The sequence below is a fragment of the Methylomicrobium lacus genome, assembly GCF_041897535.1.
In the GTDB taxonomy this organism is placed as follows: Bacteria; Pseudomonadota; Gammaproteobacteria; order Methylococcales; family Methylomonadaceae; genus Methylomicrobium; species Methylomicrobium lacus_A.
In genome coordinates this window covers 31,180-47,986 of record NZ_CP169217.1, presented here as the reverse complement: position 1 = coordinate 47,986, position 16,807 = coordinate 31,180, and the positions used below count along the sequence as shown (strand labels likewise).

Annotated in this window: 13 protein-coding genes; 3 read left to right on the top strand and 10 right to left on the bottom strand. The window is 55.9% G+C overall.

The features are described 5' to 3' along the window. The first annotated feature begins 60 nt into the window (after nt 1–60). On the top strand, nt 61–1,173 hold the full coding sequence (locus ACEPPP_RS00195; protein ID WP_374089052.1) for an AI-2E family transporter: 1,113 nt from the start codon (nt 61–63) through the stop codon (nt 1,171–1,173). Here the strand turns inward: ACEPPP_RS00195 and ACEPPP_RS00190 are convergent. Next, nucleotides 1,168–2,586: a PhoH family protein gene (locus tag ACEPPP_RS00190; RefSeq protein ID WP_374089051.1), complete on the bottom strand. Its 1,419-nt coding sequence runs from the start codon at nt 2,584–2,586 to the stop codon at nt 1,168–1,170. The two genes, ACEPPP_RS00195 and ACEPPP_RS00190, sit on opposite strands and share 6 nt — an antisense overlap. Before the next feature lie 427 nt (nt 2,587–3,013). Here ACEPPP_RS00190 and ACEPPP_RS00185 point away from each other — a divergent pair, with 427 nt between their 5' ends. After that, entirely contained in the window at nt 3,014–4,996 is a 1,983-nt protein-coding gene (locus ACEPPP_RS00185) for a diguanylate cyclase (protein ID WP_374089050.1), read from the top strand. Between the two features lie 33 nt (nt 4,997–5,029). Here ACEPPP_RS00185 and ACEPPP_RS00180 read toward each other — a convergent pair whose 3' ends face one another. Together ACEPPP_RS00180 and ACEPPP_RS00175 are read right to left on the bottom strand one after the other, a co-directional pair. Further along, nucleotides 5,030–5,500 (bottom strand): peroxiredoxin, encoded by a 471-nt coding sequence (locus tag ACEPPP_RS00180; protein WP_374090955.1) that lies wholly within the window; start codon nt 5,498–5,500, stop codon nt 5,030–5,032. Nucleotides 5,501–5,509: 9 nt separating this feature from the next. Next, the gene (locus tag ACEPPP_RS00175) at nt 5,510–6,034 is read right to left on the bottom strand and encodes a glycine cleavage system protein R (protein ID WP_374089049.1); all 525 of its coding nucleotides are present in this window, start codon (nt 6,032–6,034) and stop codon (nt 5,510–5,512) included. A 162-nt stretch (nt 6,035–6,196) separates the two neighbouring features. Between ACEPPP_RS00175 and ACEPPP_RS00170 the strand changes: the two genes are divergently transcribed. Continuing rightward, the gene (locus tag ACEPPP_RS00170) at nt 6,197–7,756 is read left to right on the top strand and encodes an SPOR domain-containing protein (RefSeq protein ID WP_374089048.1); all 1,560 of its coding nucleotides are present in this window, start codon (nt 6,197–6,199) and stop codon (nt 7,754–7,756) included. Nucleotides 7,757–7,815: 59 nt separating this feature from the next. Here ACEPPP_RS00170 and ACEPPP_RS00165 read toward each other — a convergent pair whose 3' ends face one another. The 7 genes from ACEPPP_RS00165 to ACEPPP_RS00135 all read right to left on the bottom strand — a co-directional run bounded on the left by ACEPPP_RS00165 (nt 7,816) and on the right by ACEPPP_RS00135 (nt 16,684). Next, nucleotides 7,816–8,307 carry a hypothetical protein gene (locus ACEPPP_RS00165; protein ID WP_374089047.1) on the bottom strand — a complete coding sequence of 164 codons (492 nt, stop codon included), beginning with the start codon at nt 8,305–8,307 and terminating at the stop codon, nt 7,816–7,818. Nucleotides 8,308–8,379: 72 nt separating this feature from the next. Then, nucleotides 8,380–9,129 (bottom strand): lysophospholipid acyltransferase family protein, encoded by a 750-nt coding sequence (locus tag ACEPPP_RS00160; RefSeq protein ID WP_374089046.1) that lies wholly within the window; start codon nt 9,127–9,129, stop codon nt 8,380–8,382. Next, the gene (gmhB, locus tag ACEPPP_RS00155) at nt 9,089–9,640 is read right to left on the bottom strand and encodes a D-glycero-beta-D-manno-heptose 1,7-bisphosphate 7-phosphatase (RefSeq protein WP_374089045.1); all 552 of its coding nucleotides are present in this window, start codon (nt 9,638–9,640) and stop codon (nt 9,089–9,091) included. The genes ACEPPP_RS00160 and gmhB overlap by 41 nt, the downstream gene beginning before the upstream one ends. Next, nucleotides 9,637–11,706, bottom strand: a complete 2,070-nt coding sequence (gene glyS, locus ACEPPP_RS00150; protein WP_374089044.1) for a glycine--tRNA ligase subunit beta — start codon at nt 11,704–11,706, stop codon at nt 9,637–9,639. The genes gmhB and glyS overlap by 4 nt, the downstream gene beginning before the upstream one ends. After that, complete coding sequence (gene glyQ / locus ACEPPP_RS00145) at nt 11,703–12,623, bottom strand: glycine--tRNA ligase subunit alpha (RefSeq protein WP_374089043.1); 921 nt, start codon at nt 12,621–12,623, stop codon at nt 11,703–11,705. The genes glyS and glyQ overlap by 4 nt, the downstream gene beginning before the upstream one ends. Before the next feature lie 190 nt (nt 12,624–12,813). Next, nucleotides 12,814–14,709, bottom strand: coding sequence for a di-heme-cytochrome C peroxidase (locus ACEPPP_RS00140; protein WP_374089042.1), 1,896 nt, complete (start codon nt 14,707–14,709; stop codon nt 12,814–12,816). A gap of 322 nt (nt 14,710–15,031) precedes the next feature. Continuing rightward, nucleotides 15,032–16,684: a SulP family inorganic anion transporter gene (locus ACEPPP_RS00135; protein WP_374089041.1), complete on the bottom strand. Its 1,653-nt coding sequence runs from the start codon at nt 16,682–16,684 to the stop codon at nt 15,032–15,034. Between the last annotated feature and the right edge of the window lie 123 nt (nt 16,685–16,807).

The following is a 16,807-nucleotide window of genomic DNA, read 5'->3' as shown; positions in this document are numbered from 1 at the left end:
CAAGGCCAGAATAGCGTTAGAATAACGATTATTCAATCCCAAAATTCGCCCGTCATGACCATGGCAAATCAAAACCGTACCGTTATTATCTCGCCCATTTTTCGAGGCTTAGTCAATCGGATTCTGCCGAACTCTCAGGCCATCTCGCTGGCGTTGATACTGATCGTCCTTTTTGCGCTGATTTATTCGCTCTCCGGCATGCTGATGCCGGTGTTCGCCTCGGTCGTGCTCGCCTATCTCCTCGAAGGTCTGGTCGCCAAAACCGAGGCGGCCGGCCTACCGAGATGGGTCGGCGTCTATCTGGTGTTCTCGATCTTCATGGCCTGCGTCGGCTTTCTGTTCTTTTATCTGCTGCCGATCGTTTCCCAACAGGCGGTCGAGTTCGTGCAGCAGATTCCGGCGATGGTTTACCGGCTGGAAATGAACATCATGCGACTACCGAAGCTGTATCCGAAACTGATTTCGGAAAGCCGGATCCAGGAAATCATGCATATCCTGCAACGCGAAGTCTGGACCTACGGGCAAAACATGCTGTCGCTGTCGGCCGCGTCGCTGGTCAGCGTGGTCAGCGCGCTGGTTTACCTGTTCCTGGTGCCGATGATGGTGTTTTTCTTCCTGAAAGATAAAAACCAGCTGATCGGCTGGTTTTTGCAGTTCTTTCCGCGCGACCGCCACCTGACCGTGCGCGTCTGGGAAGAAGTCGACATGCAGATCGGCAATTACATCCGCGGCAAGTTTGCCGAAGTGTTCATCCTATGGGCGGCCAGCTTCGTGACTTTCAGCTTTTTCGACCTGAACTATGCGATGCTGCTCGCGGTGTTCATGGGCCTGCAGGTGGTGATCCCCTACATCGGCGCGACGCTGGTCACCTTTCCGGTGCTCGGCGTCGCTTATTTTCAATGGGGTTGGGGCAGCGATCAATTCATGTATGTCGCGATCGCCTATGCGGTGATCCAGACCCTCGACGGCGTGCTGCTGGTGCCCATCCTGTTTTCCGAGGCGGTCAATCTGCATGCGATCGCGATCATCGTCGCGATCCTGTTCTTCGGCGGTCTGTGGGGGTTCTGGGGCGTCTTCTTCGCGATTCCCTTGGCGACCGTCGTCAAGGCGGTGCTGTCGGCTTGGCCGCGGCTTGGCGACCCGAACCAGGACAACGCGTGTTTTGACCTATAGATAATCCGAACCGTAATCCGCCAGCCGCGAGCGTTCGCCGCGGCGGAGCGTGATATGCGCCGCATGCTCCCAACGCTTGAAACGGTCGACCACATAGGTCAGGCCCGAGGTCGTCGCGGTCAGATAAGGCGTATCGATCTGCGAAAGATTGCCGATACAGATAATCTTGGTGCCGGGGCCTGCGCGAGTGATCAAGGTCTTCAACTGCTTCGAGGTCAGATTCTGCGCTTCGTCGATGATCAGATAACGGTTTAAAAAAGTCCGGCCGCGCATGAAATTCAGCGAACGGATCTTGACCCGGTTCATCAGCACGTTTTGCGTCGCGCCCTGCTCCCATTCGGTATTGCCCGAACGGTTGCCCAGCAATTCGAGATTGTCCATCAAAGCGCCCATCCACGGCGCCATTTTTTCTTCCTCGGTGCCGGGCAGAAAGCCGATATCCTCGCCGATCGGCACCGTTTCACGGGTCATGATGATTTCGTGATAAAGCTTCTGCTCCATCGTCAAGGTCAACCCCGCCGCCAGCGCCAATAAGGTTTTGCCGGTTCCGGCCGTTCCCAACAAGGTCACGAAATCGATATCCGGATCGAGCAGCACGTTGAACGCGAAATTCTGCTCGCGGTTTTTCGCGGTGATGCCCCAGATATTGTGATTTTTGCTGCGATAATCGCGGGCCAGCTCCAATATCGCGGTGCGGCCATCACACGTGCGCACGATCGCCTCGAAATTCGAGCCATCCTCCATGTACAAATACTGATTCGGATACCATTCGGCGACCAGGGGATCCTCGAGCTTGTAAAAGGTTCTGCCCTTTTCCTGCCAGGAATCCATCTTGCTGCCGTGCAGGTCCCAGAAATCGTCCTCCAGCGCCATCGCACCGCTGTACAAGAGTTCGATATCGTCGAGCACCTGGTCGTTGTGATAATCCTCGGCTGGCAATTCGAGGGTCGCCGCCTTGATCCGCATGTTGATGTCTTTCGACACCAGAATCACATGGATGCCGGGCAATTGCTTGGTCAGCGCCAGCACCACGCTCAGGATCGAATTATCCGAGAGGCTGCCGGGCATCGTCGCCGGCAACAGCTCGCTCATGATGCTGGTCTGAAAATACAGGCGGCCCGATTTTGCGATCATTCCGCCCTTGCCGTTCGCCTCCAGACGCGATAACGGCAGCCCGTCCTTGATGCATCCGGGGTCGACATCGCGGATCAACTCGTCGAGAAAACGACTCGCCTGCCGCACGTTGCGCGCGACTTCGGTGATGCCTTTCTTGGCCCGATCCAGCTCCTCCAGCACGATCATAGGGATGAATATGTCATGCTCCTGAAAGCGAAAAATACAGGCCGGGTCGTGCATCAGCACATTGGTGTCGAGCACGAACAGCTTTTTGTCGGGCGTGGTTTGAATATTCATGGATTCCTTAGGACTGTCTGATGAAAGCATAGCGGTTACACGCCCCGCTTCCGGCGCTGGATCACTGCTTAAGAATAATCGCTTTATGCAAATTTATAAAGCACGGCTCCTATCGGCGAGGCAGCCGGCCAAATCTCCGGCACAAATAAAAATTTGAAATTGCGAAATATGACTCAGAATATTTTCATTTTTGTGATCTCGACTATACTGGAATCGGAGCCTGAAAGTGGCTGGATCATGATTGCAATTCATCTTTGTCTCTATTTGCGCAGAAAAGCCATCAGTTTTAACTCCAGCCTCTAGAACAAGACAACCCATCAACCACCGCAGCCAACCCAAAGCAATGATACCCATTCACGCTTTAAGGTCAGCCCTGCTGTTTTTATACAGTATAGCCCCTGCGTTTGCCGCCCAGGAGACGCGGGACGTGATTGATCTTCAGTTGCGCTGGCATCATCAATTCCAGTTTGCCGGCTATTACGCGGCGGCCGAAAAAGGCTTTTATCGCGAAGAAGGATTGGAGGTCAGACTGAATGCGGGCGACCCCGCGCATCAACCCGTCCAGGAAGTCTTGTCCGGACGCGCGCATTATGCCGAAGGCAACAGCGAGGTCCTCTACAAAAGATTGCAGGGCAAACCGCTGATCGCGCTGGCTGCGATTTTTCAGCATTCACCGTCGATACTGCTGGTGCGTAAGGATTCCGGCATTGCTTCGGTACATGATCTGGCCGGCAAAAAGGTCATGCTGATGAACCGCACCGAAGACGCCGACCTCTTGACCATGTTTTTAAATGAAGGCATTGCGCTTTCCCAAATCAACATCATTCCGAGCAGTTACCGGATTGATGACCTAACTAGCGGCAAAATCGACGCGTTTAACGCTTACTCCACCAACGAACCGTTTTACCTGAAGCAACGCCAAATTCCGTATAGCATCATCGCCCCCGGCAACTACCGGGTCGATTTCTACAGCGATATTCTGTTCACTTCCGAACAAGAATTGCATAATCACCCCGACCGGGTTGAAAAGGTACTCCGCGCGACATTGAAGGGATGGCGATACGCGATGGATCACCCCGATGAAACCATCGATCTTTTGCTCAAAAAATATCACGTCGAAAAAACACGGGCGCATCTCGAATTCGAGGCGGCGGAGGTGCGCAAACTGATTTTTCCGAACCTGATCGAAATCGGCCATATGAACCCGGAGCGCTGGCAGCATATGGCCGACACCTTCGTGAAGCTCGGCTTGGTCAAATCCAGCGCTCCGCTCGACGGCTTCATTTACAGCGCGGAGGCCAAACACCTGCCGGCATGGGTACAGCCCGCGCTGACGATCGCCATCGCCGTGCTAATCGCAGTGTTGTCCGCGACTTATTATCTGCTGCGCTTGAACCGGCGCCTAATCCGCGCCGAGGCTCTCTTACGCGCCACCAATACCGTTTTAGCCGCGGAAATCGATGACCGCAAAGCGATCGAAACGAGCTTGCGAGAAAGCGAAATGCGCTACCGCTCATTGTTCGAAAATATGCTGGGCGGCTTTGCCTATTGCCAAATGCTTTATCAAAACGGCCAGCCCGAGGATTTCATTTTTCTGGAAGTCAACGCGGCATTCGACAGTTTGACCGGTTTACGGGATGTGCTAGGCAAAAGAGTCAGCGAAGTGATTCCCGGCATCAAGGCATCGAATCCGGAATGGTTTGCTATTTACGGAGGCGTTGTGGAGGCAGGAGCTCCCGAAAAATTCGAAACCTTTGTAAAACCGCTGAATACCTGGTTTTCGATAGCCGCTTACAGCGCCGGCAGTCAATGCTTTGTCGCGGTCCTCGAAAATATCACCGAACACAAACAGATTCAGCGCAGTTATGAGCAAATGGCGCAGATCGATCATCTGACCGGGCTGGCCAATCGCCGCCATTTCACCCAACAGGCGGAAGCGGAACTGGCTCGCACCCTGCGCTATGGCGTCCCTCTCTCCCTGCTGATGCTCGATCTGGATAACTTCAAACAGATCAACGACACGCATGGCCACCCAACCGGCGACCGGGTTCTGCAAACATTCAGCGACCTCTGCCTGTCCTGCCTGCGCCAAGTGGATCTGATCGGCCGTATTGGCGGAGAAGAATTTGCGATCTTGCTGCCGGAAACCGCTATCATGGAAGCGGTCGACGTGGCCGAACGGCTGCGCAGGATGATTGCGGAGGCGCCCGTCCACTTGGAGCATGATCAGGAAGCGCTGCGTTTTACCGTATCGATCGGCGTCACCGGCGTCGCCACGGTGAGTGCTTCGAATATCCATATCGACGCGCTTCTGCAAAAAGCGGATCAGGCGCTCTACCAAGCCAAGGCGGAGGGGCGCAATCGGGTTTTTGCAGAGGTTTCGGCATGGCAAAACCGCATGCTCTGTTAAGCACAGCGTTTCGGCCGCAATCGGGGAAAGGCCTCAGTTCAAGCCCTCGACCGCCTGCAGTACGTCCTGCGCATGCTCCTTGACCTTCACTTTGCGCCATTCGCGGACCAGATTACCCCGGCTATCGAACAAAAACGTACTGCGCTCGATGCCGCGCACCTGCTTGCCATACATAGACTTCATCTTGATCACATCGAACAGGCCGCAGAGGGCTTCATCGGGATCGGAAAGCAGATCAAACGGGAACTCCTGCTTGCACTTGAAACCTTCGTGCATTTTGACCGAATCGCGCGAAACGCCGAATATGACCGTATTCAAGGCGGCAAAGCGCTCGCTCAGATCGCGAAAATCGCGTCCTTCCTGCGTACAGCCCGGGGTATTGTCTTTCGGATAAAAATACAGCACGATGTTTTTTCCCTTCAAATCGCTCAAACGGAGCGTCTTGTCGCCGGTGGACGAGATTTCAATATCGGGCGCCGCGCTGCCGAGTGTCAAAACGGTCATCATTGAATCCTAGCGTTTAATCGGTTCAAGAATCGCATCGATATTCAGCTGATCGCAAAAATCCAGAAATTCTTCGCGGAGCGAAAGCAAACGCACTTCCGGCGGAATCAGCACGATAAACTTGGTCGCGAATACCGAGGTCGCGATATAGGGTGCCTGATAGGAACTGCCCGAAACTTCCTCGATTTCGATCCCGTGCATCGTTAAAAACGATGAAACCGATTCGATGATATTGTCGCGGTCGACCGACAAGGTTTCGAGCGAATAGGGAAGAAATTCTTTTTCATGAGGCTCATGCTCGGGACGGAGCATCTGAATTTGAATTTCGAGCCGCTTTTGCAAGGCATCCAACAGGTTCTCAAATTTGGCGATTTGGTTCCAGTTGCCCTGTATCAACAAGTAAGCGGCGTCCACCTGTTTCAAACGGGTGTAGCGGATTTCCAAAATACTGCATTTGCAATCGCGGATGGTGGATAATATTTCGGCAACAAAATAGTTCCGATTATGTCCTAATACGGTAATGGCTAATTGCATATTTTTTTCTAGGTTTTATCGACTCGTAGGGACGCTTTGACAAAATTACATTTGCCTAACCTTAAATATAGAATAAGCAAATGAAAGATATTGGATTTTTTCTGCGGCAAGCAATACACTTGCCTTTCACAATGCGTTATCTTACTATCAAAGTTCACCCAAATGACAGAGCCAGCCAACAAAAAGTCTAAAGAAGGGCGCTACCGCGCCGACTCGAACCTCGTCGAGGCCGAACCGGCCATCGAGCCGTGGACCGATCTGGACAGCGACGAAGACGCGATCGACCGCTTGCTGATCCATACGGGTTTCGACGCCGAGGCAGATTTTTTTTCGGAGGACAGCCTGGATGCGGAAGCGCGGGACATCCCCCTGGCTACTCATGAAAATCGGGCGGCCGATTTCGACGCGTTTAGCGATGACGAAATATTAGCCGCGCTGCAAACCGGCGATGACGAGCCTATCGAGCCCGTCGATCTTGGCTCACCGATTTCCGACATCGAGTTAACCCCGGCGCCATTGCAACAGGACTCAACCTTCGCCAGTGCTGAAGCATTGATCGAAAATGCCGAACCTGCGCCTATCGAGGATGACAGTTTTTGGACGGTTCCTGGCCATGCCGACGAATTCAACGATTTGAGTCCCGTTCCTTTCGACTTACCTGCTGTGGCAGACGAAGCGATTGAGCCTGTCGACCTGGGCTCGCCCGTGGCCGCCATCGATCCGGTTGAGGCTCCGATCAGCGATAACGCGCCGTTTGCATTGGCTGATACGCTTTTCGAATCTTCAGCCCCCGAGGCCGAAGCGGAGCCCAAGCCGCTTCGCGTCTGGCAAAGCCACGAGGACGATGAGGCTGCGATTGCGGCGACTACTGAAACCACTGTCGAAAACGACGGTGATCTCGCCTCGCAAGTGGACGCAGCCCACCTGGAAAAAGCCATCACCCCGGACATTCCGGCGACTCCGGCCGATTGGAGCCGTTTACTCTCGATGCAGGAAGATGCAGGGCGGAAGCTTGAGATTCTCGAAAACAAAACCAGAAACGCCGGGCGCCTGTCTTACGCCGCGCTCGCTTTGGCCCTGACCGCCCTGTGCGCGGCGCTGACAATCGGCTATCTGGATATCCAGACGCGTGCCGAGCTGAGCAAATTAAAGACTATGACGGCCATCCTTGAAGAAGATGTGGGGGGCTTGAGCGAAAAATCGGACAACAACAGCCATTCGGAAGAGGACAGCGAGGCGGAGCCAAGCCATTTTTCCGACGGCCCGGAACCCAACGCGGAAAACAAAGCCATTGTCGCGGACGTGCCGCCGAAGGCGACAATTGAGCCCATACAGGCAGAGCTAGCCCCGAAGCCCCTCTTGGTCAGCAAAGACGTTTCCCCGTCCGTGCGAAAAACTCAGTCACATGCACCCAAGCCAGTGCTTAAAACGGGTCAGGCCAAAACCTCAGGCTTGTCAAAGCCGGCCGCCAACGCTAACGAAACCGGCGCCCATTGGACGGTTAATCTGGCTTCGTTCAGACAAATAGGCGATGCCAGAAAAAAAGCCGCGGAATTTCAGCGCAAAGGCGTATCGGTCAAAATGATGAAAGTCGATATCCAGCATGCGACCTGGTACCGGCTCGCCGTGCCGGGCTTCAAAACCAAGGAAGCCGCCAGCGCGCATTCGACGAAATTAAAGAAGCTCTTGCGCCTTAACTCGATTTGGGTCGCGGCCATTTAATCGCTTTCCGACACAAACGGTGGCCGCATCACGCAAAGACCACCGCTGACTTATCATGGTTACTTCGCCGGCTCGCTCGGTGTCGGTGCGGGTTGCACCGGTGCATCGGCGCTTTTGGGCGCTTCAGGATTCGGTTTTGCCGCTTCCGTTTTCTTTTCTTCCGGCTCCTCTGAGTGGGCCATGATTGCCGAATAACAGTTCATCATGCTTTCGGTCAGGTTGTTATGCGCGTCGGCCAGCGCTTTCGGGGAACCGAAATCCTTGCGCAACTCGTCCAACGTTTTTTTCGGATCGGTTGACTTCATCAAGGTCAGCATTTTGGTGTAATTTTTATAAGCCGTACGGCGCTCCGGATCAAATTCGAAATAACCCGGCATGTTCTGCGTCGTGGTGTCGACCACGCAATCAGCCATTTTTTCCGGATCAATTTTATAATCCTTCACATCCTGTTCCTTCTTCATTTCTTCCAAAACAGCCGTTTCATATTCACCCTTTTCAGCGCAGGCGGTGACGAGCAAAGCAGAAATCGAAATAAGCAGAATTTTTTTCATTAAAGTAAAACCATTGATAATTTTTAAACAATTCGAAGGAATTCAGGGAAAATAACGACTTGAACCCTGGACCTAATTTTCTATTTCCTGCGTCGCCCTGGCAATCCAGGCCTCGGCCTCGGCATTGATCTCGGCGGCCTTGCGCCCCTTGCTGTCGATCGGCGGGCCGATTTTGACTCTGATCGTGCCGGGATATTTCAAAAAACTGTAGCGCGGCCAGTAAATACCGGCATTATGCGCAATCGGCACGACCGGATAACCGGATTGCTGCGCCAGCATCGCGCCGCCGGCGTTGAATTTTTTGACTTCGCCGGGCGCAGTACGGGTGCCTTCGGGGAAAATAATCACCCAAAGCCCGGATTTCAAATTTTCGCTGCCTTTGTCGAGCAGCTTGCGTAACGCCGCGCGCTGATTTTTGCGGTCGATCGCGATCGGCTTCAAGGTCGCCATCGCCCACCCCCAGAGCGGCAGCCAGAGCAAAGACTGTTTCAACAACACCGAATGCATCGGCAGGAAATCACGATAAGCGATCGTTTCCCAGGCCGACTGATGCTTGCTCAAAACGATCGCGGTCCGGCTTGGATCGATGTGCTCGATGCCTTCGATTTGATGGTCGATGCCGCAGCAGACTCTCGCGAGCCAGAGCACCCATTTGACCCAGAGCCCGGCAATCCGGTAACGGATACGGAAAGGCAAAACAACCGCCAGCAGCACCAGCGGACAGATCACAAACAGCGACAGCGTCATGCCGAGAAACAGCAGCGTCGAACCGAAATAAACCTTAAAATTCTTGTCCCGCGACGAGGGAGTGGGCAGCGTCATATAAATTGTCGAATACTGGAATCTTCAAATCGGGGTTGGTGTTCAGCGTCTTTAGGCCCTTGCCGGTCTTGACCAGGATCGCCCGCACGCCGACCGCTTCGGCGGCCCGAATGTCGCGCAGCGAATCACCGATCAGCACCGCATCGTGCAGGTCGGCCAGATGCTCGGCCGCGAATGTCTTGAGCAGGCCCGGTTTCGGTTTGCGGCAATCGCAAGCGCTCTCCGGACCATGCGGACAAAAATAAACCGCCTCGATCCTGCCGCCGTTTTCGGCCACCAGGCGGAGCATCTTTTGATGGATCTCGTCGAGCATCGCCAGATCGAACAGGCCGCGCGCAATGCCGGACTGGTTCGTGATCACGACGACCTTGAAGCCATGCGCAGTCAGCAGCGCAATCGCCTCAAGGCTGCCCGGAATCGGCCGCCATTCGTCCGGCGATTTGACGAACTGGTCGGAATCCTCGTTGATCACGCCGTCCCGGTCGAGCAGCACATAACGGTTTCGCGTCAAGACTGCAATTTCGAAATATCCGCGCAGGTCAAAAACTGTTCGGACAGCAGCGTCAATAAGGCCAGACGGTTAGCGCGCAATTCGAGATCGTCGCACATCACCATCACATGGTCGAAAAAGTCATTGACCACCGGTTCAAGCTGCGCGAGCCGGTTCAGCGTACCCTGATAATCCCGCCGCGCCAGCAAAGGCTGGATCGCGTCGCCAGCCGCATTGGCGGCTTCCAGCAAGCGCTGCTCCTGCGCTTCGGCCAGCGCGCCGACGGTGGCAGCCGGCGCGGTTTCCGATTTTTTCAGGATATTGCGGATGCGTTTGTTCGCGGCCGCGAGGCTTTCGGCCTCAGGCAATTGCCTGAAGGTTTTGACCGCGGCCAGACGCTGAACGAAGTCGAGCGGCTCGGACGGATTGACCGAGAGGACCGCCTCGAACTCATCGGCCGTGTAGCCCTGATCCAGACAGTAGCCTTTCAGCCGGTCGAACACGAATTCGGTAACCAGCGTGCGCGTCGCATCGACATCGAAAGCATGGGTAAACTGGTATAGCGCAAAATCGATCAGATCGCGGATATTCAGCGGCAGACGGTTTTCGATGATGATGCGCAGCACGCCGATCGCCGCGCGCCGCAGCGCATAAGGATCCTTGTCGCCGGTCGGGATCAGGCCGGCGCTGAAAATGCCGCACAAGGTATCGATCTTGTCGGCCAGCGCGACAATCTGACCGGTCACGCTGCTAGGCGTCGGACCGCCTGACTGCTTCGGCAGATAATGCTCCTCGATCGCCTGCGCGACCGCGGCCGGCTCGCCGTCCGCGAGCGCATAATAGCGGCCCATGATGCCTTGCAGATTGCCGAATTCGCCGACCATATCGGTCAACAGATCGGCTTTCGCGAGCAAGGCGGCGCGCTTTGCGTGTTCGACATCGGCATGCAGCAGATTCGCGATCACTTCGGCCAGCTTGATCACCCGTTCGGTCTTGTCCGCGACGGTGCCGAGCTTTTCCTGGAACACGATGCTGGACATGCTCAACACGCGTTCGGCCAGGGGTTTCTTGCGGTCCTGCTTCCAGAAAAATTCGGCATCGGTCAGACGCGGGGTGATCACCCGCTCGTTGCCGCGCTGTATCGATTCGGGTCGTTTGCTTTCGATGTTGCTGAAGGTGATGAAATGCGGCAGCAAGGCGCCATCCTGACTCTTGACCGGAAAATATTTCTGGTTGGTCTGCATCGTGGTGATCAACACTTCGGCCGGCAGTTCCAGGAAACGCGGGTCGAAATTGCCGGTCACCGGCACCGGCCATTCGTTCAGCGCCGCGACTTCTTCGAGCAGATCGTCTTCGATGTGCGCGATGCCGCCGACCTGTGCCGCGGCCTTATTCGCGGCGTCGCGGATGATCACCTTTCTGGCGTCGAAATCGGCGATCACCCTGCCCTGTTCATGCAGCGTTTGGACGTAGGCTTCGGGACGGGTGATCGTCAACTGTTCGGGCGCATGAAAACGGTGGCCCTGCGTCGCGCGGCCGGTCGTCACGCCTAGGATCTCGGCCTCGATCACTTGCCCGCCGAACAACAGCACTGCCCAGTGCACGGGTCTGACGAATTCTGTCGTGTTTTTGCCCCAGCGCATCCGTTTCGCGATCGGCAAGGCGGCCAGGCTCTTGCGGATGATGTCCGGAATCAGCTTTTCGGTGGCTTGCCCTTCGACCGCCTGGGTGTAGGAAAGCCAGGCGCCCTTGTCGGTTTTCAGTTCCTGCAATTGCTCGAAGGTCGTGCCGCAGCTGGCCGCAAATCCCAAGGCAGCCTTGCTCGGGCTGCCGTCCGGCGCATAGGCCGCCTGCAAGGCCGGGCCGCGCTTCTCAACCATCTTGTTCGGCTGCGCGGTTTCAAGATTTTCGATCATCACCGCGAGGCGTCTCGGCGTCGCATAAAACTGACTGCCGGAAAAGGCCAGGCCGGCCTCGTTCAGCCCTGCGACGATGCCGTTTTGCAGCGCCTGGGCCAGATTCAACAAGGTCTTCGGCGGCAGCTCTTCCGAGCCCAATTCGAAAAGTAAATGTTTAGTATCGCTCATCGTGATTCTCCCTGTCCTGCCAGCATCGGGAAGCCCAGCGACTCCCGGCGCTGGTAGTAAGCCTCGGCGACCGATTTGGCCAAATTTCTGACCCGCAAGATATAACGCTGACGCTCGGTGACCGAGATCGCATGGCGCGCATCGAGCAGATTGAACGTATGCGACGCCTTCAGCACCATTTCGTAGGCTGGCAGCGGCAGGTTCGCCTGGATCAATTTCTGGCATTCCTGCTCGTAGGTATCGAAGCACTTGAACAGGAAATCGACGTTCGCATGGTCGAAATTGAACGAAGACATTTCGACTTCGTTCTGATGAAACACGTCGCCGTAGGTCACGACGCCATGCGGCGTCCGCGTCCAGACCAGATCGTACACGCTCTTGACGCCCTGCAAATACATCGCAAGCCGTTCCAGGCCGTAGGTGATCTCGCCGGTCACCGGCCGGCATTCGAGCCCGCCGACCTGCTGGAAATAAGTAAACTGCGTCACTTCCATGCCGTTCAGCCAGACCTCCCAGCCGAGTCCCCAGGCGCCGAGCGTCGGCGACTCCCAGTTGTCCTCGACGAAGCGGATGTCGTGTTCGAGCAGATCGAAACCGAGAGTGCGCAAGGAGCCGAGATAGAGTTCCTGAATGTTGTCGGGCGACGGTTTCAGAATCACCTGATACTGGTAATAATGCTGCAGGCGGTTCGGGTTTTCGCCGAAACGCCCGTCGGTCGGCCGGCGCGAAGGCTGCACATAGGCGGTATTCCAGGGTTCAGGCCCGATCGCCCGGAGAAACGTCGCCGGATGAAAAGTCCCCGCCCCCACTTCCTGATCCAGAGGCTGCAACAAGACGCAACCCTGCTTGGCCCAGTATTCCTGCAGGGCCAGAATCAATCCCTGAAATGTCGATACATCGTAATTCGAACTCGCCACGGTACACTCACGATATGCAGTAAAAATCCGGCGATTATAACTTAATTTTTGGCTTGAGGCAGGGTTTGTGATGGAAGGCAAGCGGATTTACCGCCGCGAGTTAGAGCCGAGACGGACGCCCTGCGCCCCGAGACGCGAAGCGGCTCAAGATACGCAGAGCTTGGGAACGTTAAAAAGAGTGATCGAATCCTTACAGAATCTTTAAATATTCCAACAACGCGGCTTTTTCCTGTTTCGACAGCCGGGTGCCGAATTCATGGCCGCAGCGGCTGTTGCCGGATTTGATGTTGGCGCCTTCGCAATCGGTCGTCTTCAAGACATAATCGAATTTGCTTTGCTCGACCGCGAGCCCGATTTTTTCAGGGTCATAGGCCGGGCCGATCTTAAATTCGACGGGCCGATTCTGCGCCGGCTCCAACAGCGCCGCCAGCGTCGGCACCGAACCGTTGTGCAAGTAAGGCGCGGTCGCCCAGATGCCCTGCAGGACGCGGGATTCGTAGGCAATGGCCGGGGTCGGATCGGTGAACTTGTCCTTGCAGGCATAGCCCCCGGCCTGCTGCGGGCTCGGAGGCGCCTGCATGGTCTGATAGGCGCCTTTCAGCTGCGCGTTGTCCGCAGTGACCATGTCCGCCTGTTTTTTGAGCAGTCGTTCGCTAATCTCCTTGACCTTGCGGTCTTTGGCCGCCCTCGCCTCGCCGGCCAGGCGCTCGATCAAGCCCAAATCGGTCTGCGCCTTCAACTCCAGATCCAGCGTTTTCGGCGACTTGGTGTGCTGCAACAAGGTGCCCATGCCGACCATGCTCAGGACTCTGACCGCATTTTCGTCCTTCGCCTTCAGCGGCTTTTCTAGGAACGGTATCTTCGCCCCGGCCAGCACGCCGGTATCGACCGTCAAGCCAAACAACTCGAACTCCTTCGGGTCCGTGCCGACATAGCACAGCGGCGTCGCCCAGGTCTTGTTCAAGGCGCGCGGAATCCCGTCGCGAATACCGTGGCACCCGGCGCAGCCACCGTTTTCGGTTTGGGTAGGGCTTTCATAGATCGCCTTACCCTGCGCGGCCAACTTCGCATTGACCGCCCATTTGCCTTCTTTCCACGGCCATGCCGGAGGGCCGATTTTTTTGACCAGATTCTCGACTGCCTTCAGCCCATCAAAATTGGCCGAATTATGCTTCAGATAATCGAAGCCGAGAAGCTGGCCTGGGGCTTTTTCCGGATAAAAATCGGCAAACACGCCCAGCACTTCGCCGTAATTGCGCGACAGCCCCAATAAATCGTTGCCGTTGTCCGCGAAGCCGGGCCACTGGGTCTTGTCCTGTATCGGCGCATTCCAGATGAACGGATAGCGCACCGGCGTGTCGGCCAAGTGAATGTTGGATTTGATGATATGATCAGGCGCCGTGCCGATATCCAGGCCGGTCACCCGGTTCAGGATCATCGCGACCGCATCGAGGCGCGCAGGCCCCCACGGCTTGTCCTTCGGCAAGGCGATACTCATGATCGTATGATAAGGCAGGTACCAGGTCTCGACTTCTTTCCGCAACTTCGTTTTCTGCTCGGCCGAAGGCGAGCCACCCAAAACCGCGGCAGCGAAAGCGTCGAAGGACGGCTGATCATCCAACATACGTCCGACCGCGCTATCCAAATCGGCCGCAAAGGACTGAAAGTCGGAAATTGCCGGCCCGCCGTCGATCCGGTAGGCCTTGCCGTCGGCCTCGATTTGCCGGGTGTGGCAGGCGGAACAGGTCATGCCGACCGCGTTGCCGTTGACCGTGAAACCGACCGGCAAGCCTTGGGTCTTGCTGTCAGGATTCGGCAGATATCCGTAACGGGACAGACTGTCGTCTAAAAACGGCTTGCCGTTCGCCTGTTTCAATGCCAGAAACCATTGCAGAGGCATCACCCGGGAGCCCTGATCCTGCGAATAATATTGCAGGCGCGCCGCGTGGGTCCATTGTTTGCCTTGTTCGGTGTAGACCGGAGCGGAGGCGGCGCTTGCCGGCTGCAAGCCGGGCAATACACAAACCGTAGCCGTGAAAAGGAGGGAAAGGTGTTTCAACCCGAATGACTGATGTCGAATCGTCATGACGAAGGCCTCATTATGAAGGTGTTTTTGTTATTGTTTTTATCGACATAAATAGCCATGTCGAGCCCTTGGAAGCTTTCCCGATTCAATCCGGCCCGCCTAGAAACGCCCGGCGTGAGGCGACGGCTCAAGTCTTCAAAACTTCTCTAGCGTTAATAACATACGAACCATTGAATTTCAAGCCGGGGCTGCGGCCGAAAATCGCTTGCCCGATGAAGACCTCGAAGGCTTTTATCCCCTTCGAGGTCTTTGCGGTCTTCACTGCCGTGAGTGTTGGTCAGAGTCCTGGGATTGAAAGAAAGATTGAAAGAAATTTAGTCTCTTACTTCTTCCTGTCATCCGCGGTCATCAACCGCGCCGCCAGGGCGTGATCCGAAAATGTCTCCAAGGCATGCCCGACCTCGCGGCACTTGCCGCCCTGCGCCGCGTAATCGTTGCTGAAATCATGGATGAAATCCATCACGGTATGATCGATCAGATAGCCGTTCGAGAAATCGAAAATGAGCGTTTTTCCATTTTCGAGACCTGCCAGCGCCTTTTTTAACGGCAGATAATTCGAGAACAACGCCGACCCCGACAGTTTGACCACGATCGTGTCAGCTCCTGATCGCTCGATCGTGAAATGGATCTTGAACATGTTTTCCAGCCATACCCCGCGCACGATGTGGATGCCCAGTTTGACCGCGATGCCGAGCAGCACGCCGATCAGCAGATCGGTCGCGAGGACCCCTAGCATCGTCACCACGAACAGGCCCAACTGTTCCGCACCGATCGCCCAGACCTGGCTGAAGGTCTTCGGCGAGGCCAGCTTGAAACCGGTATAAACCAGCAGCGCCGCCAACGAGGCCAGCGGAATGTTATGGATCAGATGCGGAAACAATGCGACAAATCCCAACATAATCAGTCCGTGAAAGAAATTGGCCCAGCCGGTTTTGGCGCCGTACTGGATATTGGACGAACTTCGCACGATCTCGGCGATCATCGGCAAACCGCCGATGAAACCGGCGACCGTATTGCCCAAACCGACCGCGGCCAGATCCCGGTCGATATCGGATTTGCGCTTATACGGATCGAGCTTGTCTACCGCATTCGCGACCAACAAGGTTTCGAGACTGCCGACCAGACAGATGCTGATTACCGCGCCCCAGAACTCCAGGGTCAGCGCCTTCGAATAATCGGCAAACTGAAAAAAGGACGACCAATCGTCCGGAATATCGACCAAAAACTTCGGCGTAATCGCATGCGGATGGCCGGCTTGCAGCTCCGCGCCCGAGAGGAAAGGATGCCAATGCTCATGCTGCACGCCGAATATTTGTCCGAGCCCCATACCGGTCAACAGCACGACCAAGGGTGCGGGAACCGCCTTCAATTTCGGATGCTTGAGTCGGGGCCAGAAAATTAAAATAGCCAGACCGCTGAGGCCGATGAAAGCGATCACCGGATCGGGATTCAACAGGCTATGCGGAATCTGCGCGATCGTCGCGAAGATGCTGCCGGGTTCCGGGCTCGCCCCCAGCATTACATGGCTTTGTTTCGCGATGATGATGATGCCAAGCCCCGCCAGCATGCCGTGTACAACCGCAGGCGGAAAAAACGCGCTGTACTGGCCGGCCTTATAAACGCCCATCAGCACCTGCAAGGCGCCGGCCAGCATGATCGCGGCCAGGGTATAGCGGTAGCCGGCCAGCACATCGCCGTCGCCGAGCGTTTGCACCGCGCCGAGGATCACGACGATCAAGCCCGCCGCCGGGCCGTTGATCGTCACATGTGAACCGTTCACCCGCGAGACCAGGAGGCCGCCGACAATCGCGGTAATAATGCCCGCCGACGGTGGAAAACCGGAGGCGACGGCGATGCCGAGGCACAGCGGCAACGCGATCAAAAACACAAAAAAACCGGCGAGCAGGTCACTGCGCCAATTTGTCTTCAGGGCATCCAGGCCGAATCGGGGCGGCATTCCAGGTTGCATATTCATCAAAAAACCTCGTTGGGTGGCTAGGTGAGCCCTCGCCAAATCATGCGAGGCGAGGAGGAGAGAATCCATGCGGGAATTCTACCACTTCTGATGTAATGAAATGTGTATCCGGCGCATTCAGCC

Excerpts from the sequence above, each read along its gene's own strand:
- ACEPPP_RS00165 (WP_374089047.1), bottom strand. The coding sequence starts at position 8,307 with ATGAAAAAAATTCTGCTTATTTCGATTTCTGCTTTGCTCGTCACCGCC.
- ACEPPP_RS00190 (WP_374089051.1), bottom strand. The coding sequence starts at position 2,586 with ATGAATATTCAAACCACGCCCGACAAAAAGCTGTTCGTGCTCGACACC.
- ACEPPP_RS00180 (WP_374090955.1), bottom strand. The coding sequence starts at position 5,500 with ATGACCGTTTTGACACTCGGCAGCGCGGCGCCCGATATTGAAATCTCG.
- ACEPPP_RS00135 (WP_374089041.1), bottom strand. The coding sequence starts at position 16,684 with ATGAATATGCAACCTGGAATGCCGCCCCGATTCGGCCTGGATGCCCTG.
- ACEPPP_RS00170 (WP_374089048.1), top strand. The coding sequence starts at position 6,197 with ATGACAGAGCCAGCCAACAAAAAGTCTAAAGAAGGGCGCTACCGCGCC.
- ACEPPP_RS00195 (WP_374089052.1), top strand. The coding sequence starts at position 61 with ATGGCAAATCAAAACCGTACCGTTATTATCTCGCCCATTTTTCGAGGC.
- ACEPPP_RS00140 (WP_374089042.1), bottom strand. The coding sequence starts at position 14,709 with ATGACGATTCGACATCAGTCATTCGGGTTGAAACACCTTTCCCTCCTT.
- ACEPPP_RS00175 (WP_374089049.1), bottom strand. The coding sequence starts at position 6,034 with ATGCAATTAGCCATTACCGTATTAGGACATAATCGGAACTATTTTGTT.
- glyS (WP_374089044.1), bottom strand. The coding sequence starts at position 11,706 with ATGAGCGATACTAAACATTTACTTTTCGAATTGGGCTCGGAAGAGCTG.
- ACEPPP_RS00160 (WP_374089046.1), bottom strand. The coding sequence starts at position 9,129 with ATGACGCTGCCCACTCCCTCGTCGCGGGACAAGAATTTTAAGGTTTAT.